General features: G+C 62.1%; 19 protein-coding genes. 9 read left to right on the top strand and 10 right to left on the bottom strand.

The window, feature by feature from the left end; translation table 11 throughout:
* Positions 1-34: 34 nt before the first annotated feature.
* From ubiG to BM317_RS11090, 4 genes are all read left to right on the top strand, one after another.
* A complete protein-coding gene (ubiG, locus tag BM317_RS11105) occupies positions 35-733 on the top strand; it encodes a bifunctional 2-polyprenyl-6-hydroxyphenol methylase/3-demethylubiquinol 3-O-methyltransferase UbiG (RefSeq protein WP_063322361.1) in 699 nt (232 codons plus the stop codon).
* 4 nt (positions 734-737) lie between these two features.
* Complete coding sequence (mupP, locus tag BM317_RS11100) at positions 738-1,409, top strand: N-acetylmuramic acid 6-phosphate phosphatase MupP (protein ID WP_092167513.1); 672 nt, start codon at positions 738-740, stop codon at positions 1,407-1,409.
* Positions 1,410-1,594: 185 nt separating this feature from the next.
* Positions 1,595-2,335 (top strand): YciK family oxidoreductase, encoded by a 741-nt coding sequence (locus tag BM317_RS11095; protein WP_060738597.1) that lies wholly within the window; start codon positions 1,595-1,597, stop codon positions 2,333-2,335.
* Positions 2,336-2,683: 348 nt separating this feature from the next.
* Positions 2,684-3,598 carry a GGDEF domain-containing protein gene (locus BM317_RS11090; RefSeq protein ID WP_092474301.1) on the top strand — a complete coding sequence of 305 codons (915 nt, stop codon included), beginning with the start codon at positions 2,684-2,686 and terminating at the stop codon, positions 3,596-3,598.
* Between the two features lie 256 nt (positions 3,599-3,854).
* Here the strand turns inward: BM317_RS11090 and BM317_RS11085 are convergent, their stop codons facing one another.
* The 7 genes from BM317_RS11085 to BM317_RS11055 all read right to left on the bottom strand — a co-directional run bounded on the left by BM317_RS11085 (position 3,855) and on the right by BM317_RS11055 (position 11,891).
* Positions 3,855-4,658: an iron-containing redox enzyme family protein gene (locus BM317_RS11085; RefSeq protein ID WP_092167506.1), complete on the bottom strand. Its 804-nt coding sequence runs from the start codon at positions 4,656-4,658 to the stop codon at positions 3,855-3,857.
* A 45-nt stretch (positions 4,659-4,703) separates the two neighbouring features.
* Positions 4,704-7,163 carry an EAL domain-containing protein gene (locus BM317_RS11080; protein ID WP_092167504.1) on the bottom strand — a complete coding sequence of 820 codons (2,460 nt, stop codon included), beginning with the start codon at positions 7,161-7,163 and terminating at the stop codon, positions 4,704-4,706.
* Positions 7,164-7,346: 183 nt separating this feature from the next.
* Positions 7,347-9,173 (bottom strand): ABC transporter ATP-binding protein, encoded by a 1,827-nt coding sequence (locus BM317_RS11075; RefSeq protein ID WP_092167501.1) that lies wholly within the window; start codon positions 9,171-9,173, stop codon positions 7,347-7,349.
* Positions 9,166-9,768, bottom strand: a complete 603-nt coding sequence (locus tag BM317_RS11070) for a DsbA family protein (RefSeq protein ID WP_170842299.1) — start codon at positions 9,766-9,768, stop codon at positions 9,166-9,168. The genes BM317_RS11075 and BM317_RS11070 overlap by 8 nt, the downstream gene beginning before the upstream one ends.
* 36 nt (positions 9,769-9,804) lie before the next feature.
* The gene (locus tag BM317_RS11065; RefSeq protein WP_092167497.1) at positions 9,805-10,746 is read right to left on the bottom strand and encodes an oxygen-dependent tRNA uridine(34) hydroxylase TrhO; all 942 of its coding nucleotides are present in this window, start codon (positions 10,744-10,746) and stop codon (positions 9,805-9,807) included.
* A 311-nt stretch (positions 10,747-11,057) separates the two neighbouring features.
* Positions 11,058-11,357: a BolA family protein gene (locus BM317_RS11060; RefSeq protein ID WP_014337210.1), complete on the bottom strand. Its 300-nt coding sequence runs from the start codon at positions 11,355-11,357 to the stop codon at positions 11,058-11,060.
* Between the two features lie 12 nt (positions 11,358-11,369).
* Positions 11,370-11,891 (bottom strand): DUF2059 domain-containing protein, encoded by a 522-nt coding sequence (locus tag BM317_RS11055; protein WP_092167494.1) that lies wholly within the window; start codon positions 11,889-11,891, stop codon positions 11,370-11,372.
* A gap of 202 nt (positions 11,892-12,093) precedes the next feature.
* On the opposite strand from BM317_RS11055, the gene BM317_RS11050 reads away from it, so the two are divergent.
* On the top strand, positions 12,094-13,488 hold the full coding sequence (locus BM317_RS11050; RefSeq protein ID WP_092167491.1) for a class II fumarate hydratase: 1,395 nt from the start codon (positions 12,094-12,096) through the stop codon (positions 13,486-13,488).
* A gap of 133 nt (positions 13,489-13,621) precedes the next feature.
* On the opposite strand, the gene BM317_RS11045 is transcribed toward BM317_RS11050, so the two are convergent.
* Entirely contained in the window at positions 13,622-14,584 is a 963-nt protein-coding gene (locus tag BM317_RS11045) for a DMT family transporter (protein WP_092474299.1), read from the bottom strand.
* Between the two features lie 192 nt (positions 14,585-14,776).
* Here BM317_RS11045 and BM317_RS11040 point away from each other — a divergent pair, with 192 nt between their 5' ends.
* On the top strand, positions 14,777-14,974 hold the full coding sequence (locus BM317_RS11040; protein ID WP_060738608.1) for a DUF6316 family protein: 198 nt from the start codon (positions 14,777-14,779) through the stop codon (positions 14,972-14,974).
* 195 nt (positions 14,975-15,169) lie between these two features.
* Here the strand turns inward: BM317_RS11040 and BM317_RS11035 are convergent, their stop codons facing one another.
* Both BM317_RS11035 and pap read right to left on the bottom strand, forming a co-directional pair.
* Positions 15,170-16,354: a thiolase family protein gene (locus tag BM317_RS11035; protein ID WP_092474297.1), complete on the bottom strand. Its 1,185-nt coding sequence runs from the start codon at positions 16,352-16,354 to the stop codon at positions 15,170-15,172.
* A gap of 103 nt (positions 16,355-16,457) precedes the next feature.
* The gene (gene pap / locus BM317_RS11030) at positions 16,458-17,972 is read right to left on the bottom strand and encodes a polyphosphate:AMP phosphotransferase (RefSeq protein WP_092474295.1); all 1,515 of its coding nucleotides are present in this window, start codon (positions 17,970-17,972) and stop codon (positions 16,458-16,460) included.
* A gap of 151 nt (positions 17,973-18,123) precedes the next feature.
* Here pap and mnmC point away from each other — a divergent pair, with 151 nt between their 5' ends.
* From mnmC to ngg, 3 genes are all read left to right on the top strand, one after another.
* Complete coding sequence (mnmC, locus tag BM317_RS11025; protein WP_092474293.1) at positions 18,124-20,106, top strand: bifunctional tRNA (5-methylaminomethyl-2-thiouridine)(34)-methyltransferase MnmC2/FAD-dependent 5-carboxymethylaminomethyl-2-thiouridine(34) oxidoreductase MnmC1; 1,983 nt, start codon at positions 18,124-18,126, stop codon at positions 20,104-20,106.
* Between the two features lie 173 nt (positions 20,107-20,279).
* Positions 20,280-22,052 carry an N-acetylglutaminylglutamine amidotransferase gene (locus BM317_RS11020; RefSeq protein ID WP_092167480.1) on the top strand — a complete coding sequence of 591 codons (1,773 nt, stop codon included), beginning with the start codon at positions 20,280-20,282 and terminating at the stop codon, positions 22,050-22,052.
* Positions 22,053-22,055: 3 nt separating this feature from the next.
* Positions 22,056-23,801: an N-acetylglutaminylglutamine synthetase gene (gene ngg, locus BM317_RS11015; RefSeq protein WP_092167478.1), complete on the top strand. Its 1,746-nt coding sequence runs from the start codon at positions 22,056-22,058 to the stop codon at positions 23,799-23,801.
* Positions 23,802-23,880 lie beyond the last annotated feature (79 nt).

Below are 23,880 nucleotides of genomic sequence, written 5' to 3'. Positions count from 1 at the left end.
CATCTGATTTTTCAAGCTTTTCGAGGATCTGCACATGAGCAACGTCGACCACGCCGAAATCGCCAAGTTCGAAGCCCTGGCCCATCGCTGGTGGGACCGTGAAAGCGAATTCAAACCGCTGCACGACATCAACCCGTTGCGGGTCAACTGGATTGACGAGCGGGTCAACCTGGCGGGCAAGAAGGTCCTCGACGTCGGTTGCGGCGGCGGCATCCTCAGCGAAGCCATGGCCCAGCGCGGAGCGACGGTGATGGGCATCGACATGGGCGAAGCGCCGCTGGCGGTGGCGCAACTGCATCAATTGGAGTCCGGCGTCAGCGTGGAATACCGGCAGATCACCGCCGAGGCCCTGGCCGAAGAAATGCCCGGCCAATTCGACGTGGTCACCTGCCTGGAAATGCTCGAGCATGTGCCGGACCCGTCCTCGGTCATCCGCGCCTGCTTCCGCATGGTCAAGCCGGGCGGCCAGGTGTTCTTCTCCACCATCAACCGCAACCCGAAGGCCTACCTGTTCGCCATCATCGGCGCCGAATACATCATGAAGCTGTTGCCACGGGGCACTCACGACTTCAAGAAATTCATCCGCCCTTCCGAACTGGGCGCCTGGAGCCGCGCGGCCGGGCTGACGGTCAAGGACATCATCGGCCTGACCTACAACCCATTGACCAAGCACTACAAGCTGGCCGCCGACGTTGACGTCAACTACATGATCCAGACCCTGCGCGAGGAGTAAGTCGATGCGTCTCAAAGCGGTTCTCTTCGACATGGACGGCACGCTGCTCGACACCGCGCCGGACTTCATCGCCATCTGCCAGGCCATGCGCGCCGACCGTGGCTTGCCACCGATGAACACCCAGCACATTCGCGACGAAATTTCCGGCGGCGCCCGGGCGATGGTCGCGGTGACCTTTTCCATGGACCCGGAATCACCAGGCTTCGAGGAGCTGCGCCAGGAGTTCCTCGACCGCTACCTCAAGGGTTGTGCGGTCCACAGCCACCTGTTCGACGGCATGGCCGAAGTACTGGCCGATATCGAAGCGGCCAACCTCATCTGGGGCGTGGTCACTAACAAGCCCGTGCGTTTCGCCGAACCGATCATGCAGCAACTGGGCCTGGCCGCGCGTTCGAAAGTGCTGATCTGCCCTGACCACGTGAAAAACAGCAAGCCGGACCCGGAACCGCTGGCCCTGGCCTGCAAGATGCTCGACCTGGACCCGGCCAGCGTGCTGTTCGTGGGCGATGACCTGCGGGACATCGAGTCCGGCCGCAGCGCCGGCACCAAGACCTGCGCGGTGACCTATGGCTACATCCACCCGGACGACAACCCGAACCATTGGGGCGCGGATGTGGTGATCGACCACCCTTCGGCGCTACGTGAAGTGCTGGATAACGCGTTGTGCAGTTGCTGAACTGAGCCGTTGTGGCGAGGGGATTTATCCCCGCTGGGGCGCGAAGCGCCCCCCTCCATCACCAGTTCAGAAAACCTGGATCCCGATGGCATGAAAAACAGGGGCTGCTTCGCAGCCCAGCGGGGATAAATCCCCTCGCCACAACAACGCACCACCACGCATCGTTATGTTTCGTGAGGTTTTTTATGTTTGATTATTCCGCCCGTCCCGACCTGCTCAATGGCCGGGTGATCCTGGTCACCGGCGCCGGTCGCGGGATCGGTGCCGCTGCGGCGAAAACCTACGCCGCCCACGGTGCCACCGTACTGCTGCTGGGCAAGACCGAAGCCAACCTGACCCAGGTCTACGATGAAATCGAAGCGGCCGGTCATCCGCAGCCAGCGGTGATCCCCTTCAACCTCGAAACGGCGCTGCCTCATCAGTACGATGAACTGGCGGCGATGATCGAAACCGAGTTCGGACATCTGGACGGCTTGCTGCACAACGCCTCGATCATCGGCCCACGTACGCCACTGGAACAGTTGTCCGGTGAGAACTTCATGCGGGTGATGCACGTCAACGTCAACGCGATGTTCATGCTCACCAGCACCTTGCTGCCGTTGCTCAAGCTGTCCAAGGATGCGTCCGTGGTGTTCACCTCCAGCAGCGTCGGCCGCAAGGGCCGGGCCTACTGGGGCGCCTATGGCGTGTCCAAGTTCGCCACCGAGGGACTGATGCAGACCCTGGCCGACGAAGTCGATACCGTCGCCGCCGTGCGCGCCAACAGCATCAACCCCGGCGCCACCCGCACCAGCATGCGCGCCCAGGCCTACCCGGGAGAAAACCCGCTCAACAACCCGACGCCCGAAGCGATCATGCCGGTCTACCTGTACCTCATGGGCCCGGACAGCACCGGCGTCAACGGTCAGGCGTTCAACGCACAATAATGAAGCCGGCATCGCGACGATTTACCGTCGCGATGCCGGCCCCGGTCAACGCCAAACCAGGCGAACCGCCAAGTCCATGTCGCCCCTGCCTTCGCGACTCGCCATCAATTCATTGATTCCTAATCGGTTTTTACGCAAGTGAACCGAATGGCACGACTTTCGCTCTAACCTCTTCAAACATGCCATGTTCGGCAGGTAATGGACGGTGAGACGAGACTTATGCCTGCCATGGAAAGCGGACTAGACTCAAATCAGTTGTCCTACGGGACTGAAGGATCAGTACGACGTGCAGCCCAAAGCCGCCGCACCCAACCTGCGGGACAGATTTAGCTTAGGGGCTAACGCCATATGAAAACGCCCACCCAGATCAACGCGTTCGACTTCGACAGCGCCAAATTGCAGCGTTTGGGCCTGACTCGGCCGTCGCCGCTCCCTGCACGTTCCGTCAGTCTGTCGCAATTGCGCCAGCAACTACAGACCAGCCTGGAGCCTCAGCGCATCCTGGGCCTGTTTTTCCGGGAAATCCAGCGACTGGTGCCCCTGGATGCGTTGGCCTATCAGCACAAAGCCAGTGATCTGCGTCTGGAGTTCGGGCAACGCGGGCATCACACCCTCAGCTACAACCTCAGCCATGAAGGCGAACACCTGGGTGAACTGGTATTCCGTCGTAACCAACGTTTCTCCGAGGCGGAACAGAGCGACCTCGAATCCATCATGTCGACGCTGCTGTATCCGCTGCGCAACGCGCTGCTCTACCGCGCCGCGACCCAAAGCGCCCTGCGCGATCCGCTGACCGGTACCGGCAACCGCATTGCCATGGACCAGACCCTGATGCGGGAAATCGACATGGCCAAGCGTCATTCGCAACCCTTGTCGGTGCTGATGCTCGATATCGATCATTTCAAGCGCATCAACGACAGCCATGGTCACGGTGTTGGCGACGAAGTGCTCAAGGCCGTGGCCGAGTCGATCAAGGGCCAACTGCGCAATGTGGACATGGTGTTCAGGTTCGGTGGTGAAGAATTTCTGATCCTGCTGGCCAATACCAGCCGGGATGCCGCGGCGATGGTCGGTGAACGACTGCGTCATGCCGCCCAGGCCCAGGATTACTTCGCCACAGGCACAAGGATCGAGCTGACGGTCAGCCTGGGGTGCGCCACCCTGCTACCGGGGGAATCCTCGGAAAGCCTGCTGCGCAGGGCCGACAGCGCGCTGTACGTGGCCAAGCGCGAAGGCCGCAATCGATTGGCGATGGCCGGCTGAAAACCACTGTGGGAGCGAGCTTGCTCGCGATGACGGCAGCACATCCAACACTGCGCGAACTGACCCACCGCTATCCGCGAGCAAGCTCGCTCCCACAGGGATTTGGGGTGAACCTGAAGCCAGCACTCATCCAAAACAACCGTGGGAGCGGGCCTGCTCGCGATAGCGGCCTGGCAGTCAACCTCCCCGTCGACTGTCAGACCGCTTCGCGAGCAGGCCCGCTCCCACAGGTTGTGGCTATCTGTAGCGGTAGTAATCAGCTACCGGCCAGCGCCAGACGCTCACGAGTGGCTGACGCCCTGCTGGCAGGCTCCGCCTGTTCCAGCTGCATGCAACGCTCCAGGAACAGGTACATGTAGTCATAGCTCTTGCACACGGCCTGGCGCAGCTCCGTTTGCAGGGCCTTGCTCGGGTTCATCCCCGCCAGCGTACAGATGATTTCCAGGGCTTCCCAAGGATGGGCATCGTCGTACTGGGCATGCATCTTCAGCCACTTCATGGCCCGCTTGCGCTCTTCCTCGGCGAAGGCGGCCGCGTAGACACCGTTGGAACACACCAGCGCCGACCACTCTCCCGTGGCGCCCTCGATGGCGTAGTTGGTCGCGGCGATGGCCACGATCAACGAGTCCGAGGAACTGGTGTGCCAGCACCAGTGGCTCAAGGCATGCAGCTCAGGCGGCACCTGCTGGGCTTGCAGGTCTTCCAGGGTCACGCCATGGGCGGCGCTCCAGTTGACCCAGTAGTCGGCATGGTTGAGTTCGACACGAATGTTGCGCATCAGCCAGCGACGCGCCATGTCCTCGCCGGGGTGGCGGGCAAAGCGGGTCTTGGTGAGGTTCTGTGCCATGTATAAAGCGAACTGTTCAACGACCGGCCAACCACCAATGAGGTAGTGGCGCATGGTCTTGGCGCTGAGCTTGTTGTCGCGCATGCGCTGATACAGTTCGTGTTCGACAACCCGGCGCTTGCTCTCGCTGCAATCGGTAATGAGCTGCTGTGCCCATTTCGGATAGCTTGTGGCGTCCATGAGCGGGCCTGTTCGGTTGAATGTGTCGATCACTGTCGGGCTCCTTTTGATTGTGATTTTCTCGGATCAACAAGAGTTTCAGCGGAACGTGCCGGGGGCCTTGAATAACAGCGGCTGGGGCCGGGCCGGCCGACATTGCAACGTGTCGCAGGTAAACAATTGCGGGCGTTCGATCACATACCCCTGAGCGAAGTCCACCCCTATCTCCAGCAACGCCTGCTCGATCTGGGCGGTTTCAACAAACTCGGCAATCGTGCGCTTACCCATGACGTGACCGATGTGATTGATCACCTCGACCATTGCACGGTTAATCGGGTCGTCCAGCATATCCTTTACGAAACTCCCGTCGATCTTCAAGAAGTCTACAGGTAAATGTTTCAGGTAAGCGAATGAAGACATTCCGGCGCAAAAGTCATCCAGAGAAAAATAGCAGCCCAAGCTCTTGAGTTCATTGATAAAGCGGATCGCACTGCCCAGATTCGAAATAGCGCTGGTCTCGGTAATTTCAAAACAAATCATTTCCGGCGGAATCGAGTAAGCCGCGAACTGTTTACGCAAGAAGTCGAGGAACGCCTGATCTCCGATAGTTGTGCCTGACAGATTAATCGCACACATCGCCATGGGCCCCTGCCGCGATTCATTCAGGCACTGGCGGATGATCTTGAAGACATTCTCCACCACCCAACGGTCCAGGGACGTCATCAGCCCGTAGCGTTCCGCCGCGGGAATGAAGCTGTCCGGCAGGATCATCCGCCCGGCTTCGTCATGCAGGCGCAACAGGATTTCAATATGGCCGCCACCATGATCGCCCGGACCCAGCGCGGCGATTTCCTGGGCGTAGAGGCAAAAGCGGTTTTCCTCCAGGGCCATGTGCAAGCGCTGGACCCAGGCCATCTCGCCAAAGCGCAGGGACAACTCCGAGTCGTCGGCGTGATAGACCTGGACCCGGTTGCGCCCCTTTTCCTTGGCCATGTAACAGGCCATGTCGGCGGCCCGCAGGGAAGCCTCCAGGGTCGTCGGAGTCTGGGCGATATGCACCAGGCCGATGCTCACGGTGGTCACGAACGGCCGGCCCTTCCAGACAAAGTGCAGGTTCTGTACGGTCTGGCGCAGCCCTTCAGCGATCTTTTCCGCGGCCTCCGGCGAACAGTTCTCCAGCAGGATCCCGAACTCATCGCCACCCAGCCGGGCCAGGGTGTCATTCTCCCGCAGCCCTGACTGCAGCAAGGCGCAGATATGCCGCAACAATTCGTCACCCGCCGCATGACCGCAGGTGTCGTTGACCAGCTTGAACTGATCCAGATCGAGGAACATCAAGGCATGGCGCCCGGTCTGGCGAGTGAGGTTGTGCAAGGCTTGCTCGAGGCGATACTCGAACTCCCGGCGGTTGGCCAGGCCAGTCAGGGCGTCATGGGTGGCTTGCCATGACAGGTTGGCGATGTATTGCCGCTCCTGGGTCATGTCATGCAGCACCAGCACAGCGCCACTGACCTGGCCCGCATGGCGGATCGGCGCGCCCACCAGGGTGACCGACACGGTGCTGCCATCCAGGCGCTGGATCAGTTTCGAATGTTCACTGGCGCCGCTGAGCCGACCGCTGAGGATGTGCTCGATCAGGGTCAGTCCTTCGGTCTGTGCATTGTCATCGAGCAAATTGAACAGCGCGGCCAGGGGCAAGCCCGTGGCGTGTTCGGCCTTCCAATGGGTCATCGCTTCGGCGGCGGGGTTCATGTAGGCGATGGCTCCGCCCACGTCGGTGGTGATCACCCCATCACCGATGGATTGCAGGGTGATCTGTGCCCGCTCTTTCTCCATCTGCAGCGCATTGGCGAACACCTGCCGCTGGGCCAGCAGTTTATGGGTACGCAACAACGCCAGGACGATCAACCCCAGGGCCGTGGCGAAATTGGTCACCAGCAAGAGCCGCAGAATGAAACGCGAGCCCTCGCCCAACGCGTCGCTGAACGCCTTGGCAGCCGGGGTGACGGAATCGTTGATCGCAAAGATCTGGGCCTTCCAGCCACGAATATCCACCTCTGACGCCTGGCCCGCGACAATACTGCTGTGCATCTGCCGGGCGACGTTATCCAGTTCGGTCAGGTAGCCATCACCCACCGTCCAGAGATCGATGGCTTCTTCCAGGTAACTGAAGTGACGGAAATTCAGATAAAGCCAGATCAGGCTGGCCACATCGTCCGGATGATTGCCGCCCTTGAGGATGCCGGCCCGCGCCGCTTCCAGGTTCGGCGGTTGGCTGTCCAGCGCTACCCGCAGCTCATGGCCACCCTCGGGTACGGCGATGGCTTGCTGGTATTTGCGGAAAATCGCCTCGTCACGGCTGTCGGCGTAGAGGTTGAGGTAATAGATGGCATCTTTCTGGCCCTTGGACCAGAGACTCTCCCCCGCTACATAGCCGCGGACTGCGGAAAGCACGTAAAGGCTTACGCCGCCAAGCAATGCCTGAAATAGCACAACGGCAATAAAGGGCCAGACGATGCCCAGCAGCCGTGGTGTTCCGAGAGTCTGCTTTTGCTTCATGAGGTCCCTTGCACAGGTACTGCCGGACGAACACCCGCCAGAATTCCGCTCCTGACTCAACAGCCTAGGCTAGTTTTCGACCCATAGAATGAATGGATGAAGAGATCTTTGCGCGGAATTTGGAAGAATCGGCGTGTTTGCCTGTTTTTTTTCCGATACTAAGCACAGAAAACGGCGGGAAACTCAAGGCTGTTGTATCTGTTGCAAATGACCGTAGAGTCGAGCGTAGAGCCCCCCGTCGGCAATCAATTGCAAATGGTCGCCGTCTTCGGCGATTCGCCCACCGTCGAACACCAATACCCGATCGGCCTGCTTCACCGCCGAAAGCCGGTGGGCGATGATCAACGTGGTGCGTGCGCTCAAAAAACGCGCCAGTGCCTGGTGAAGGTTGTACTCGGTGGCCGCGTCCAACGCCGAGGTGGCTTCGTCGAGAATCACCACCCGTGGGTCGGCCAGTACCATGCGGGCGATGGCCAGCCGTTGGCGTTGTCCGCCCGACAGCCGAACCCCGGAACGTCCTACTACGCTTTCCAGGCCCTGGGGCAGCGCCCGTACCGTGGCGTCGAGCTGGGCGATTTCCAATGCCCGCCAGCAGTCGTCGTCGCTGCACTCACGCCCCATGGCCAGGTTGGCCCGTACCGTGTCGTTGAACAGCGCCGGATGTTGCAACACCACTGCAACATTCTCCCGAATGGTTTCCAGGCCGATCTCCTGCTGCGTGGCGCCGCCGAAACGAATACTGCCCGACTGTGGTGTGTACAACCCCAGCAGCAACTGCACCAAGGTGCTCTTGCCGCCGCCACTGGCCCCGACAATGGCGACTTTCTCGCCCGGGGAAATGGACAGGTTCAACTGGTCGAGCACCAGTTCCTCGCCGTAACCGAAACTCAACCCCTGGATTTCGATGCCCACGGTGTCACGGCCCTTGAACGGATCGACGCCACCCGGGTACTGGGGCTCGTCGGCCCGGGCCAGCAGTTCGTTGATCCGGTTCAAGGCGCCGCCGGCCGCGTAATAGGCGTACTGCAAGTTCAACAGTTGCTCGACCGGACCGATCATGAACCAGAGGTAGCTGAACACCGCCAGCATCTGGCCGATGGACAGGTCGGAAAACACCACGGTGAGCATGGCCGCCGCGCGAAAAATATCGATGCCGAACTGGAACAGCAAGCCACTGGCGCGGTTCGAGGCGTCGGTTTTCCACTGTGAATTCACGGCGTAATCGCGGACCTCCTTGGCACGCATCCCCAATCGGCCAAGAAAATAACCCTGGCGGTTGCCGGCGCGCACTTCCTGGATGGCATCCAGGGTTTCGGTCAAGGCCTGGGTGAAGCGCGAGGTGCTGTCGTTCTCCAGTTTCTTGAGGTGTTTGACCCGCTTGCCCAGTTGCACCGTGGCGTAGATCACCAGCGGGTTGAACAGCAGGATCAGCAGCGCCAGTTCCCAGTGCATCCACACCAGGATCCCGGCAGTGCCCACCAGGGTCAGCATCGCCACCAGGAAACGGCTGAGGGTCTCGCCGATGAATTTGTCGAGGGTGTCCAGGTCGGTGACCAGATGGGCCGCCACGGTACCGCTGCCCAGGCTTTCGTACTCGCCCAAGGAGATTCGCTTGAGACGTTCGATCAAGCGGATGCGAATGCGATAGACAATGTCCTTGGCCAGCCTGGCGAACAAGCGTGCCTGCACCACGTTGAACAGCAAGGCGCCACAGCGCAGGGTCAGGGTCGCCAGCAACATCAGCCCGATATAGCCGGCGGCGCTCTGCCACGCCGTCGGCAAGGCATGGTTCATGACTTTCAGGGCCGCATCACCGTGGCCCAGCAGGACCTCGTCCACCAACAGCGGCAACAGCAGCGGAATCGGCACACTGCACAGCGTCGCCAGCACGGCCACGCCGTTGGCGATCCACAGGGCTTTTTTATGCTTGAGGGCCAGGCGACGGATTTCCGCCCAGCTCAACCGGTCGATGCGCTGCGAGGTCGATGGGGCTGACGGCCGCTCAGGCACAGGTCGCGCGCTCCAGCCAGCGGCCAAGCAAGGGCGACAACTGGCTCAGGGGCTGGTAACCGTTGGTCAGCAAGGCCAACTGGCCGTCACGCTCGGCCAGCAGCGTGGGGAACCCGGCAATGCCCAAATCCTGGACCCAGGTGAAATCCGCAGCGGTGGCCGCATGTTGGTCGGCGCGGTCGAAGGCCGCGGCGAATTCGATGCGAGGCAGCCCGGCCTGCTCGGCCAGTTCCACCAGGACGCTGGCGTGGGTGACGTCACGGCCTTGTACATAAAAGGCCTGTTGGATCAGCTTCAACAGCGTCCAGGCCAGGTCCGGGGCCAGGCTGCGGGCCGTCACCAATGCCCGGCAGGCGGGCTCGGTGTCGTAGACGAAACCGTCCGGCAACGCGCCTTCAAGCTTGAAGGGCTGGCCGGTGGCCTGGGTCACGGCCTGCCAGTGCTCGAGAATGTAGCGCCGGGTGGTCGGCTCCAGCGCCGAACCGCTGCCGGTGCGCAAACCGCCCACCACCAGGTGCAACTCCACGCCCGCGGCGTGCGCCTGCCCGACCAACGCCTCGGCCACCGGCGCAAAGCCCCAGCACCAGGAACACATCGGGTCCATCACATAGAGCAGGCGTGACGTCATGGCTCAAGCCTCGGAAGATGTTTGCTTGTAGTTGTAGCCGATCGGGTGCGGCATGTTGCGCGCCTTGGCCAACTCGATCTGTTTCTGCCGGTCGATGGCGCTGCGACGGGTTTTCTCGCTCAGCTTATCCCAGCAATGCGGGCAACTGATGCCAGGCACATAGTGCTCCGAAGCGCGATCTTCCACGCTCACCGGAGTACGACAAGCGTGACATTGATCGTAGTCCCCTTCGCTGAGATCGTGGCGAACGGTCACGCGGTTATCGAACACGAAGCAGTCGCCGCGCCACTTGGTTTCCTCCTGAGGGACCTCTTCGAGGTATTTCAGGATACCGCCCTTGAGGTGATAGACCTCGTCGAACCCCTGGCCGAGCATATAGCTGGAGGCTTTTTCACAGCGAATGCCACCGGTGCAGAACATCGCGACTTTCTTGTGCCTGGCCGGGTCGAAGTGGGCCTTGATGTACTCGGGGAACTCGCGAAAGCTGGTGGTCTTTGGGTCGATGGCGCCTTCGAAGGTGCCGATGGACACTTCATAATCGTTGCGGGTGTCGATCAGCAGCACTTCCGGATCGCTGATCAGCGCGTTCCAGTCCTGCGGTTCGACGTAGGTACCGACTTGCTTGTTCGGGTCCACGCCTTCGACACCAAGGGTGACGATTTCTTTCTTGAGCTTGACCTTGGTGCGGTAGAACGGCTGCTCATCGCAATACGACTCTTTATGGTCGATGTCGATCATGCGCGGATCGTTCTTGAGCCAGGCCAGCAGGCCGTCGATGCCTTCGCGGGTGCCGGAGACCGTGCCGTTGATGCCTTCTTCGGCGATCAGCAACGTGCCTTTGATGCCGTTGTCGAGCATGGCCTTGAGCAAGGGCTCACGCAGCTCGACGTAATCTGCCAGGGTGACGAACTTATACAGTGCCGCCACGACAATGGGTTGTGTCATGGGTGTTTCTCCAGGTGGCTACCCTCGTAAAGGGTGAACCGGATGCGAAAAAAAACGCGCCGGGTGAGCGGCGCGTTGGGGATTCTAACAAAAACAATATGGCTTTAGGAGCGAAGTGCCCTGCCGGCAAGTGGAGCGAAGCGCTTATCGTGGCGAGGGAGCTTACCGCCGGCTGCTCTGTAGGAGCTGGCGAAGCCTGCGATCTTTTAATCTTTCGCTTGAGATTCAAGTGTAAGGAGAAGGATCGCAGCCTCGTTGCACTCGGCAGCTCCTACAGCTCCTACAGCCCCAATGGGAGCAAGCCCTATCGATCAGTGCTTGCTACCACCGGCACAGGTCGGCGAAGCCGGGGCGGCGTCGATCTGGGCCCATTCCTCGGGTGTGTAGGTGTGCAGCGCCAACGCATGGAATTCGCCCATCAGCTCGCCCAGCGTGCCATAGACCTTCTGGTGACGCTTGACACGATTGAGCCCTTCGAACTGCTGGCTGACCACCACGGCCTTGAAGTGGGTCTGCAGGCCACGGCTGTGCATGTGGCTTTCATCCAGCACTTGCAGATGCTCGGGCTGCAACAGCCCAAGCGTTGATTCGATGCGTTGTTGCATGCTCATACCGGGCTCCGTTTACGGCTTTTTCTTGGCTGGAGCAGCGGCTTTTGGCTCGAGCTCGGCCGTCATGTCGGCCAGCAGCTTGTTGACCACCGGCACTGCGCTTTCAAGCTTGGCCTGGGTCAGTTGGGCCGATTGCTGGGTCAACTGTGGCATTTTTTCCAGGACTTTCTTGCCCAATGGCGATTGGTAGAAAGCGACCAGGTCCTTGAGCTCCGATTCGTTGAAGTTGCTGGTGTAGAGCTTGACCATGTCCGGCTTGAGCTTGTTCCAGCCGATGGCTTGGTCCAGCGCGGCATTGGCCTTGGCCTGGTAGGTTTCCAGGGTGGCTTTTTTCGACTCAGGGGCCTTGGTCTGTTCAAAGCGCTGGGCGAACATCTGCTGCACTTGCATGTACACCGGAGTGCCCAGTTTGTCAGCGTGCGCGAGGGTCAGGAACGCTTCGGCGCTGGCGTTGTGGCTGGCGGTATCGGCGAAAACAGGGCCGCTGGCACACACCAGAGCAACTGCGGTACAGATGGCACGAAGACGGGTCATCGAGTTTCCTTTCATTACAGGCGAGGTAAAACCCCAAGGGCGACCATTCTGCGCCTAAAAAACGCCGGGGCTCAACCCCGACGGTTGTCGGGTCCGATTGACGGGCCGAAGCCACCGTTGCTGGATTGAGGGATGATTGAGGGAACCGGAGCCGCCCATCTGGGCCTAAACTGCGCATTCAGCCTTTAAGGAGTTTGACCCGATGAGCCGTATCGAAACCGACAGCCTTGGCCAGGTTGAAGTCCCGGACGACGCCTACTGGGGCGCGCAGACACAGCGCTCCATGATCAACTTCGCCATTGGCAACGAACGCATGCCGCTGTCGGTGTTGCACGCCCTGGCGCTGATCAAGAAAGCCGCCGCAAGGGTCAACGACCGCAACGGAGACCTGCCCGCCGACATCGCCCGCTTGATCGAACAGGCCGCCGACGAAGTGTTGGCCGGCCAGCATGACGATCAGTTCCCGCTGGTGGTCTGGCAGACCGGCAGCGGGACCCAGAGCAACATGAACGTCAACGAAGTGATCGCCGGACGCGCTAACGAACTGGCCGGCAACCCCCGCGGTGGCAAGAGCCCGGTGCACCCCAACGACCACGTCAACCGTTCGCAGAGTTCCAACGACTGCTTCCCCACCGCCATGCACATCGCCGCCGCCCAGGCCGTCCATCAGCAATTGTTGCCGGCCATCGGCGAGCTGTCCGGCGGTCTCGCGGAACTGGCCGCGCGCCACATGAAGTTGGTCAAGACCGGCCGTACCCACATGATGGATGCCACGCCGATCACCTTTGGCCAGGAACTGTCGGCGTTCATTGCCCAGCTCGATTACGCCGAACGGGCGATTCGCGCCGCGCTACCGGCGGTCTGCGAACTGGCCCAGGGCGGTACGGCAGTGGGCACCGGGCTCAATTCACCCCATGGGTTCGGCGAAGCGATTGCCGCTGAACTGGCGGCGCTGTCGGGCCTGCCGTTCGTCACCGCACCCAACAAGTTTGCCGCGTTGGCCGGCCATGAACCCCTGACCTCGTTGTCCGGCGCGCTGAAAACCCTCGCCGTGACCCTGATGAAAATCGCCAACGACCTGCGCCTGCTGGGCTCCGGACCACGGGCCGGGTTCGCCGAGGTGAAATTGCCGGCCAACGAACCGGGCAGTTCCATCATGCCCGGCAAGGTCAACCCGACCCAGTGCGAAGCCTTGTCGATGCTGGCCTGCCAGGTCATGGGCAACGACGTGACCATCGGTTTTGCCGCCAGCCAGGGGCATTTGCAGTTGAACGTGTTCAAACCGGTGATCATCCACAACCTGCTGCAATCGATTCGCCTGTTGGCCGATGGTTGCAGCAACTTCCAGCAGCACTGCATCGCCGGACTCGAGCCGGACGCCGAGCAGATGGCCGCGCACCTGGAACGAGGGTTGATGCTGGTAACCGCGCTGAACCCGCACATCGGCTACGACAAGTCAGCGGAAATCGCCAAGAAAGCCTACGGTGAAGGGCTGACCTTGCGCGAGGCGGCGTTGCAACTGGGGTACCTGACCGATGAAGAGTTCGATGCCTGGGTGAGGCCGGAGAATATGCTGGAGGCCGGTAGCCAGGGTTGAAGATTTGCGGTAACCGATAACCTGTCTTCGCGAGCAAGCCCGCTCCCACAATGGATTGGGGTCGGATACACAACCTGTGTCCGATGAGATCGAATGTGGGAGCGGGCTTGCTCGCGAAGAACGATAACGCGGTCTATCGCTCTACAACCATCCGCTGCCGCCGGGCCTTGAGCCCGGCGATCAGCGAGGGCCCCAGGGCGACCAGCGCCGAACCCAGTACCACCAGCACCGCCCCGCCATAACCCAGCAGGTTGATCTGCTCGGCATGGACATAATCAGGCCACCGCCAGGCCGCCATTGCCACCGCGGCGAAGGTCACCAGCGGCGTGATCGCCAGGGTCGCGCTGACCCGCGACGCTTCCCAATGGGCCAGGGCTTCGGCAAACGCGCCATAGGCAATCAGGGTGTTGAGACAGCAAGCGAGCAACAACCAGCCTTGCAACGGGCTCAATTGCAGCGCCTCCAACGGATGCACCCAGGGTGTGAGCAGCAGCGCGCAGAACAGGTAGATCACCATCATCACCTGCAACGAGTTCCACACCGTCAACAATTGCTTCTGGCCCAGGGCATAGAACGTCCAGACCGTCGACGCCAGCAACACCATCAGCACCCCGGCGGTGTAGTCGCTCAGGGACGTCAGCAACTCGCCCAGGCGCTGGTTGAAAAACAGCGTGAAACCGATCAGCAACACCAGCAGGCCGATGCCCTGCCCCACGCTGAACCGCTCCTTGAACACGAACAGGCTGGCGACCAGCAACATGATCGGCCCCATCTGCACCACCAGTTGCGCGGTGCCGGGACTCAAGCGATTCAGGCCCATCAGGTACAACACGTAGTTGCCCACCAGCCCGAGCACCGCCATCGCCACCAGCCAGCCGCCGCGAGGGCCGAGCACCTTGCGACTGGGCAGGCGCCGGGTGGCCGCCAAATAGATGAACAGCAAACCGCCGGACACCAGCAAGCGAAACCAGGTCACGGTGACCGGGTCCATCACTTGCAGCACTTGCTTGAGCTTGATCGGCAGGATTCCCCAGAGCAGGGCGGTCAACAGGGCAAGGAACAAGCCGTAGACCCAGCGACCGGACGATATGTGCATGCAACCCTCGAAGCCCAAGACAAAGAACGCCCATTCTAGGCCTCTATCACCCAGCAACACAGGAACAGTTGGGGATTAATTGAACCGGCTACGGGTATGGCACATGGCCGCCTATCGGCTCGCCAAGCAGCCGTCGACGCCAACTCCTAAACTTCACTCAACCTGATCCCGCCACCTCTTTTGGAGCCCCCCATGCTCGGCAAACGCGCCCAGGACCTCGCGCCTGCGATGGTCTTTCCCAGTGACCGGATTTGCCGGATAAACGGCGAGTTTTACTTCAATACACGGGAAGGCACCCAGGAAGGGCCGTTCGCCAGTCGCGAGGATGCGTTGCGGGAGGTGGAGGCGTATGTACAGCGAATGCTGCAACTGACTCAGGTCGCCAGCTAGCACGACATCCACAGCTAGCACCGCTTTACTTGTGGCGAGGGGATTTATCCCCGCTGGGTTGCGCAGCAACCCTAAAATCTACAAACACGGTGTATCAGGCTGACAGCATTGTCTGCTTTGGGGCTGCTTCGCAGCCCAGCGGGGATAAATCCCCTCGCCACAAATAATTACTCTCGCCAACTGTCAGTTCGTAGGTTATCCCACCGCCTCGAACAACCCCGTAGCCCCCATCCCGCCGCCCACGCACATGGTCACGATGCCGTAACGCAGGTTGCGCCGTTGCAGCTCACGCACCAGATGCCCCACCTGCCGCGAACCGGTCATGCCGAACGGATGGCCGATGGAGATCGAGCCGCCGTTGACGTTGTATTTCTGCGGATCGATTTCCAGCCGGTCGCGGCTGTACAGGCACTGGGAAGCGAACGCCTCGTTGAGTTCCCACAGGTCGATATCGGCGATCTGCAAGCCCTTGGCCTTGAGCAGCTTGGGCACCGAAAACACCGGGCCGATGCCCATTTCGTCCGGCTCGCAACCGGCCACCGTAAAGCCACGGAAAAACGCCTTGGGCTTGAGCCCCAGGGCCAGGGCCTTTTCCAGGCTCATCACCAAGGTCATCGACGCCCCATCGGACAACTGCGAGGAGTTGCCCGCCGTCACCGAGCCGTCCTCGGCGAACACCGGCTTCAGGCCCGCGAGGCTTTCATAGGTGGTGTCGGGACGGTTGCAGTCATCACGATCGACCACGCCATCGAGGATCTGCGCGACACCCGTGTTCTTGTCCTCGACCCGGTACTTGACCGCCATCGGGATGATTTCGTCATCGAACAACCCGGCCGCCTGGGCCTTGGCGGTGCGTTGCTGGCTCTGCAAGGCGTAGCGATCCTGCTCCTCGCGGCTGACCTGGTAACGGCGGGCGACGATCTCGGCAGTCTGGCCCATGGGAAAATAAATCCCGGGCACCTGCTCCTTGAGCAACGGGTTGATCAGGTTGTCGGTGTTGACGCTTTTCATGGTCAGGCTGATGGACTCCACGCCGCCGGCCACGATGATGTCGCTGCAACCGGAAGCGATCTGGTTGGCCGCGATGGCAATGGCTTGCAGGCCCGAAGAACAGAAGCGGTTGAGGGTCATGCCGGCCGTGCCGATGCCCAATTGCGAGAGCACCGCCACGTTGCGCCCGATGTTGTAGCCCTGGGCACCTTCATTGGACCCGGCCCCGACGATGCAGTCCTCGACACTGGCCGGGTTGATGTCGTTGCGCGCCAGCAAGGCATTGACGCAATGGGCCGCCATGTCATCCGGACGGGTCATGTTGAACTTGCCACGAAAGGACTTGGCCAGGCCGGTCCGTACGCTGTCGACGATCACCACTTCACGCATGGCTGTACCTCATTGTTGTAGTCGGTTGAGAGTGGATCGAGCATAGATCCACTGGATAACCGACCGCGACAACCATTCACCTCGCGTATGCGCGCCCATCGCCCTAGCGCTTCTTCTTGCGAGCCTGTCTCGCACTGCGCTCGAAAGCCGCCTCCAGCGCCTGGTTGAGGGTGCGCAACACCTTGACCCGCGCCCAGCGCTTGTCGTTGGCCTCCACCAAGGTCCAGGGGGCAATCTCGGTACTGGTGCGGTCGACCATGTCGCACACCGCGGCACGGTAGGCATCCCACTTGTCGCGGTTGCGCCAGTCATCCTCGGTGATCTTGAAACGCTTGAACGGAATGTCCTCGCGCTCCTGGAAACGCTCCAGTTGGGTTTCCTTGTCGATGGCCAGCCAGAACTTGACCACCACCACGCCGGCATCGGCGAGCTGTTCCTCGAAGTCGTTGATTTCCCCGTAGGCCCGCAGCCAGTCGGCCTGGCTGCAAAACCCTTCGACCCGCTCCACCAACACCCGGCCGTACCAGGAGCGGTCGAACATGGTGAACTTGCCGCGTGCGGGAATATGCCGCCAGAACCGCCACATGTAGGGGTGGGCGCGTTCTTCTTCCGTGGGCGCGGCAATGGGCACGATGCTGTATTGGCGCGGGTCCAGGGCCGCCGTGACCCGCCGGATCGCCCCGCCCTTGCCCGCCGCGTCATTGCCTTCGAACACCGCCACCAGGGCATGCTGGCGCATGCGTTTGTCCCGCAGCAGCCCGGCGAAGCGCGCCTGCTCGGTGATCAGCTGTTCTTCGTAGTCGGCCTTGTCCAGGCGCCGGGTCATGTCCAGGCTGTCGAGCAACGTGATCTGGCCATCCAACTCGGGCAGCGGCGCCACGCTGACCTTTTGCGGCTTGATCTTCGGCCGGTCCAGGGCCTGGCGCAAACCGTCGAGCAGGATCCGCCCCACGGTGAGGCTGCGATAACAGCTGTCCACGCCTTCGATCACATGCCACGGCGCGTAATCGCGACTGGTGCGGCGCAGCACACGCTCGCCGTATTTGACGAACTTGTCATAGGTCTGGGATTGCTGCCAATCCAGCGGGCTGATGCGCCAACTGTGCAGCGGGTCATCCTTGAGCCCCTTGAGGCGGGCCTTCATCTGTTTCTTGGACAGGTGGAACCAGAACTTGAAGATCAGCGCACCTTCATCGCAGAGCATTTTTTCCAGGCGCTCGGCACCGGCGATCGCCTGGTCGAGCCGTGGGTCCTTGAATTCGCCATGGACCCGGCCTTGCAGCATCTGGCTATACCAGTTGCCGAAGAAAATCCCCATGCGCCCCTTGGCCGGCAGCATCCGCCAATAACGCCACGCGGGAGGCCGCGCCAGTTCCTCGTCGCTCTGCTGGTCGAAGGTGCGCACTTCGATCAGCCGCGGGTCCATCCATTCATTGAGCAACTTCACCGTCTCGCCCTTGCCCGCGCCTTCGATGCCGTTGATCAACACGATGACCGGAAACCGACCCTGCTGCTGCAACTCGAACTGCGCTTCCAGCAGTGCTTCACGCAGCGCCGGCACCTCGGCTTCAAAGGTTTCTTTATCGATGACGTGACCGATTTCAGCGGATTCGAACATGGACAGCTCCTTCCAGGGATTGGGGCAAGACTAGCGGATTGGATGCGGCCCTGTGCAGCAGATTCCATCAAGAACAACGCTGTGTTGCGATGGGTCAAGCAAGCGGATACCGATCGGCTAGAATGGCTACCTTGTTTCGACCGAGCCTGCCATGACGCCTGTACAGCACCACGCCCAAATCGACTGGGACGACCAGGGTCGCCCGCACTCGCGGGTATTCGACGACGTGTATTTCTCCGATCAGTCCGGGCTGGAAGAAACCCGTTACGTGTTCCTCGAGCAGAACAACCTGGCCGAGCGCTTTGCCGCGCTGCCCGCCGACGGGCGCCTGGTGATCGGCGAAACCGGCTTTGGCACCGGCTTGAACTTCCTCTGCGCCTGGCAGTTGTTCGAACAATGCGCGCCGTCCGGGGCGCGGCTGCATTTCGTCAGCGTCGAGAAGTATCCATTGACCCCGCAGGACCTGTGTCGGGCCCTGGCCCTCTGGCCGCAGCTCGCCCTCCAGGCCGAGCAACTGCTTGGGCAATACGTGGCGATCCATCAGGGTTTCCAGCGCCTGGTCCTGGCCAATGGGCGGGTGACGCTGACCTTGTTGATCGGCGATGCCCTGGAACTGCTACCGCAGTTGGACGGGCAGATCGACGCCTGGTTTCTGGACGGTTTCGCACCGGCCCGAAACCCCGAAATGTGGACCGCCGAGCTGTTCGCCGAACTGGCCCGGCTGGCCGCACCCGGCGCCACCCTCAGCACCTTCACCAGCACCGGTTGGGTCCGGCGTTTGCTGAACGCGGCGGGCTTCAAGATGAAGCGCACGCCGGGCATCGGCCATAAGTGGGAAATCCTGCGGGGCGTGTTTCTTGGCTGGCCGGAGCAGACAGCGGCGCCATCCCCGGCAAAACCCTGGTACGCCCGCCCCGTGCCCCCCACTGGCGAACGCCGGGCCCTGGTGATCGGCGGTGGCCTGGCCGGTTGTGCCAGCGCGGCGAGCCTCGCCGCCCGTGGCTGGCAGGTGACGCTGCTGGAGCGGCATGCCGGGTTGGCCGAGGAAGCCTCCGGCAACCCCCAGGGCGTGCTGTACCTCAAGTTGTCGGCCCACGGCACCGCATTGTCGCAGATGATCCTCAGCGGCTTCGGCTACACCCGACGCGTGCTGGAGCAACTGCAACGCGGCGTTGACTGGGATGCCTGTGGGGTCTTGCAATTGGCCTTCAACAGCAAGGAAGCCGAGCGTCAGGCGCAACTGGCCGAGGCGTTCCCCACGGATTTACTGCACACCCTTGATCAGTCCGAGGCCCAGGCCCGATCCGGCATCGGCCTGGCCAGCGGAGGTTTGTTTTATCCCGAGGGCGGCTGGGTGCATCCGCCAGCGTTGTGTCGCTGGCAAGCCTCGGGACCGGCGATCGATGTGCAAGCCCATCATGACGTGCTGCACCTGCGCCGCGTCGACGGCCAATGGCAGGCATGGGACCGCGAACGCTGCCTGGCCAGTGCGCCGGTGGTGATCCTCGCCAGTGCTGCCGAGATCAAACGCTTCGAACCGGCTGCCGACTTGCCGCTCAAGCGCATTCGCGGGCAGATCACCCGTCTGCCGCAAACCCGTCACAGCCAGAGCCTGGCGACGGTGGTCTGCGCCGAAGGTTATGTGGCGCCGCCGCGGCTGGGCGAGCACACCCTGGGCGCCAGTTTCGACTTCAACAGCGACGACCTGACCCCCACCGCCGCCGAGCACGCCGGCAACCTGCGGATGCTCGAAGAAATCTCCCAAGACCTGGTGCAGCGCTTGAACGCCGCTACCTTGGACCCGGAGCACCTCGAAGGCCGCGTGGCGTTTCGTTGCACCAGCCCGGATTACCTGCCCATTGTCGGACCGTTGGCCGACCGCCAGGCCTTTACCGACGCTTATGCGGCCCTGGGCAAGGACGCCCGCCAGGTGCCGGACGCTCCCTGCCCATGGCTCGAGGGCCTGTACATCAACAGCGGCCACGGTTCCCGAGGCCTGATCACCGCGCCCCTGTCGGGCGAACTGATCGCCGCCTGGCTGGACAACGAACCGCTGCCACTGCCCCGCAGCGTGGCCGAAGCATGCCACCCGAACCGGTTTGCGTTGCGGGCCCTGATTCGGGGCAAGGCCTGACCCCGATGGATGGCTCCCACAAGAATCACGCGACATCCAACCCAACCCCGCCCGCCGGCTTATAACGCATCGATCTAAAACTCACAGCAATCCCTCCGGTCAGTTTCAGGGTACCTGCCCTTTTGGCAGGTGCTGCTTGACCCCCTCCCCAACGGAAAAACCGGTAAGGACTTATGTGCGGATTAGCTGGAGAGTTACGTTTCGATCAACAACCTGCGGACCTTGCGGCCGTAGAGCGGATCACCCATCACCTGGCCCCTCGCGGCCCTGACGCGTGGGGTTTTCATAGCCAGGGGCCGATCGCCCTGGGCCATCGGCGCCTGAAAATCATGGACCTGTCGGACGGCTCGGCCCAGCCGATGATCGACAATCAATTGGGCCTGTCCCTGGCCTTCAACGGCGCGATCTACAACTACCCGGAACTGCGCACCGAACTCGAAGCCCTGGGCTACACCTTCTATTCCGGTGGCGACACCGAAGTGCTGCTCAAGGGCTACCACGCCTGGGGCGAAGCGCTGCTGCCCAAGCTCAACGGCATGTTCGCGTTCGCCATCTGGGAGCGCGATGCCAAGCGGCTGTTCATCGCCCGCGACCGCCTCGGCGTCAAGCCGCTGTACCTGTCGCGCACCGGCCAGCGGCTACGCTTCGCCTCGGCATTGCCGGCGCTGCTCAAGGGCGGCGACATCAACCCCATGCTCGACCCGGTGGCCCTCAACCATTATCTGAATTTCCACGCCGTGGTTCCGGCGCCCCGTACCTTGCTGGCCGGTGTTGAAAAACTGCCGCCCGCTACCTGGATGCGGATCGAAGCCGACGGCACCACCGAGCAGAAAACCTGGTGGACCCTGCCCTACGGCCCTCGGGCCGACGAACAGCACCTGAACCTGGAAGACTGGATCGACCGTGTGCTCGACAGCACCCGTGAAGCCGTCGCCATTCGCCAGCGCGCCGCCGTGGATGTCGGCGTGCTGCTGTCCGGGGGCGTCGACTCAAGCATGTTGGTGGGTCTGTTGCGGGAAGTGGGCGTGGAAGACCTGTCCACGTTCTCCATCGGTTTCCAGGATGCCGGCGGCGAACGCGGTGACGAATTCCAATATTCGGACCTGATCGCCAAGCACTACGGCACCCGCCACCACCAACTGCGCATCGACGAAAAAGAAATCATCGAGCAACTGCCCGCCGCGTTCCGCGCCATGAGCGAGCCAATGGTCAGCCACGACTGCATCGCCTTCTACCTGCTGTCGCGGGAAGTGGCCAAGCATTGCAAAGTCGTGCAAAGCGGCCAGGGCGCCGATGAGCTGTTCGCCGGTTACCACTGGTACCCGCAGGTCGATGGCGCCAACGATCCGTACGCCGCCTATCGCGCTGCGTTCTTCGACCGCAGCTACGAAGAATATGCCGCCACCGTGCAGCCCAACTGGCTGACGGCCAATGACGCGGCCGGTGACTTCGTCAAGGAGCATTTCGCCCAACCCGGGGCCGATGCCGCGGTGGACAAGGCCCTGCGCCTGGACAGCACCGTGATGCTGGTGGACGACCCGGTCAAGCGCGTCGACAACATGACCATGGCCTGGGGCCTGGAAGCGCGCACGCCGTTCCTGGACTACCGCTTGGTGGAGCTTTCGGCCCGGGTCCCGGCGCAGTTCAAGTTGCCCGATGGCGGCAAGCAGGTGCTCAAGGAAGCCGCCCGACGGGTGATCCCCAGCGAGGTGATCGACCGCAAGAAAGGTTATTTCCCAGTGCCGGGCCTCAAGCACCTGGAAGGCCATACCCTGGCCTGGGTCCGCGAGCTGCTGCTGGATCCGAGCCAGGATCGCGGCCTGTTCAACCCGGCCATGCTCGACCGCCTGCTCACCGACCCCAACGGCCAGCTCACGCCGTTGCGCGGTTCGCGGCTGTGGCAACTGGCAGCGCTGAACCTGTGGCTCAGCGAGCAAGGAATCTGATCGATGAAACCTCACGCAACCGTTCACAACCAACGCCTCTTGCGCGGCCAGGCGCCTTCTTACGAACGCCTGCAGGCACGCCTGGCCGAAGACGGCAGCGAATTGGGCGCCGCCCCGATCGCGCTGCATTGCGGCTGGGGCCGACTGCTGATCGGCCACACCTTCCCGGACCCGACGAGCCTGGCCCGGGAACTGCTCAACGAACAACCCGGTGAGCGCGACATTGCCTTGTACGTGGCGGCGCCCCAGCAAGTGCTGGGGTTGGAACCGGCGCAACTGTTCCTCGATCCATCCGACACCTTGCGCCTGTGGTTCAGCGACTATCGCCAGTCCACCCGAGTGTTTCGCGGTTTCCGAATTCGCCGGGCCCAGAGCGAGACCGACTGGCAGGCCATCAACCAGCTCTACCAGGCCCGGGGCATGTTGCCCATCGACCCGCTGCGACTGACCCCGCGTCACGCGGGCGGCCCGGTCTACTGGCTGGCCGAAGACGATGACACCGGTACGGTGATCGGCAGCGTCATGGGCCTGAATCATCAGAAGGCCTTCAACGACCCGGAAAACGGCAGCAGCCTCTGGTGCCTGGCCGTCGATCCGCAATGCCCACGGCCCGGTGTGGGCGAAGTTCTGGTGCGTCACCTCATCGAACATTTCATGAGCCGGGGCTTGAGCTACCTCGACCTGTCGGTGCTGCATGACAATCGCCAGGCGAAAAACCTCTACGCCAAACTCGGCTTTCGCAATCTCTCGACCTTCGCCATCAAGCGCAAGAACGGCATCAACCAGCCGCTGTTCCTTGGCCCAGGTCCCGAGGCGCAGTTCAATCCTTATGCGCGGATCATTGTCGAAGAAGCTCACCGTCGAGGCATCGAAGTGCAGGTGGACGATGCCGAGGCCGGCTTGTTCACCCTGGTCCACGGCAGCCGCCGGGTGCGCTGCCGCGAATCCCTGAGCGACCTGACCAGCGCCATCAGCATGACCTTGTGCCAGAACAAAAGCCTGACCCACAAGGTGCTGAAAAGCGCCGGCCTGAACCTGCCGGCCCAACAGTTGGCGGGCAACGCCGATGACAACCTGGCGTTCCTCGATGAGCACGAACGGGTGGTGGTCAAGCCGCTGGACGGGGAACAGGGCCAAGGCGTGGCGGTGGATCTGCGCACCATCGAGGAAGTGCAGAGCGCCATCGAAACGGCTCGGCAGTTCGATAGCCAGGTGTTGCTGGAAAGCTTCCACGAAGGGCTGGACCTGCGCATCCTGGTGATCGGCTTTGAAGTGGTGGCGGCGGCGATCCGGCGTCCGGCGGAGGTGATCGGCGACGGCCGGCACACCATCGGCGCGTTGATTGAAGCCCAAAGCCGCCGACGGCAGGCCGCCACGGGCGGCGAAAGCAAGATCCCGATGGATGCCGAGACCCTGCGCACACTCAACGCGGCGGGGTTCGACTACGACAGCGTGCTGCCGGCCGGGGAACACCTGTTCGTCCGGCGTACGGCAAACCTGCATACCGGCGGCGTGCTGGAGGATGTCACCGCCATCCTGCATCCGACCCTCGTCGATGCGGCAGTGCGCGCCGCGCGGGCGTTGGACATTCCCATGGTCGGCCTCGACCTGCTGGTGCCGGCGGCCGATCAACCCGAGTACGTGTTCATCGAAGCCAACGAACGCGCCGGCTTGGCCAACCACGAACCCCAGCCTACCGCCGAGCGCTTTGTGGATTTGTTGTTTCCTCATAGCCAGACGGTGGCCTAGCCCTTCTTCCGTGGCGAGAGAGCTCGCTCCCGCTGGGCCGTAGGAGCTGTCGAGTGCAACGAGGCTGCGATCTTTCCCC

The sequence above is a fragment of the Pseudomonas sp. NFACC24-1 genome (assembly GCF_900115235.1).
In the GTDB taxonomy this organism is placed as follows: domain Bacteria; phylum Pseudomonadota; class Gammaproteobacteria; order Pseudomonadales; family Pseudomonadaceae; genus Aquipseudomonas; species Aquipseudomonas fluorescens_AA.
The sequence above is the reverse complement of the archived record's forward strand: the minus strand, read 5'-3'. Positions and strand labels throughout refer to the sequence as shown.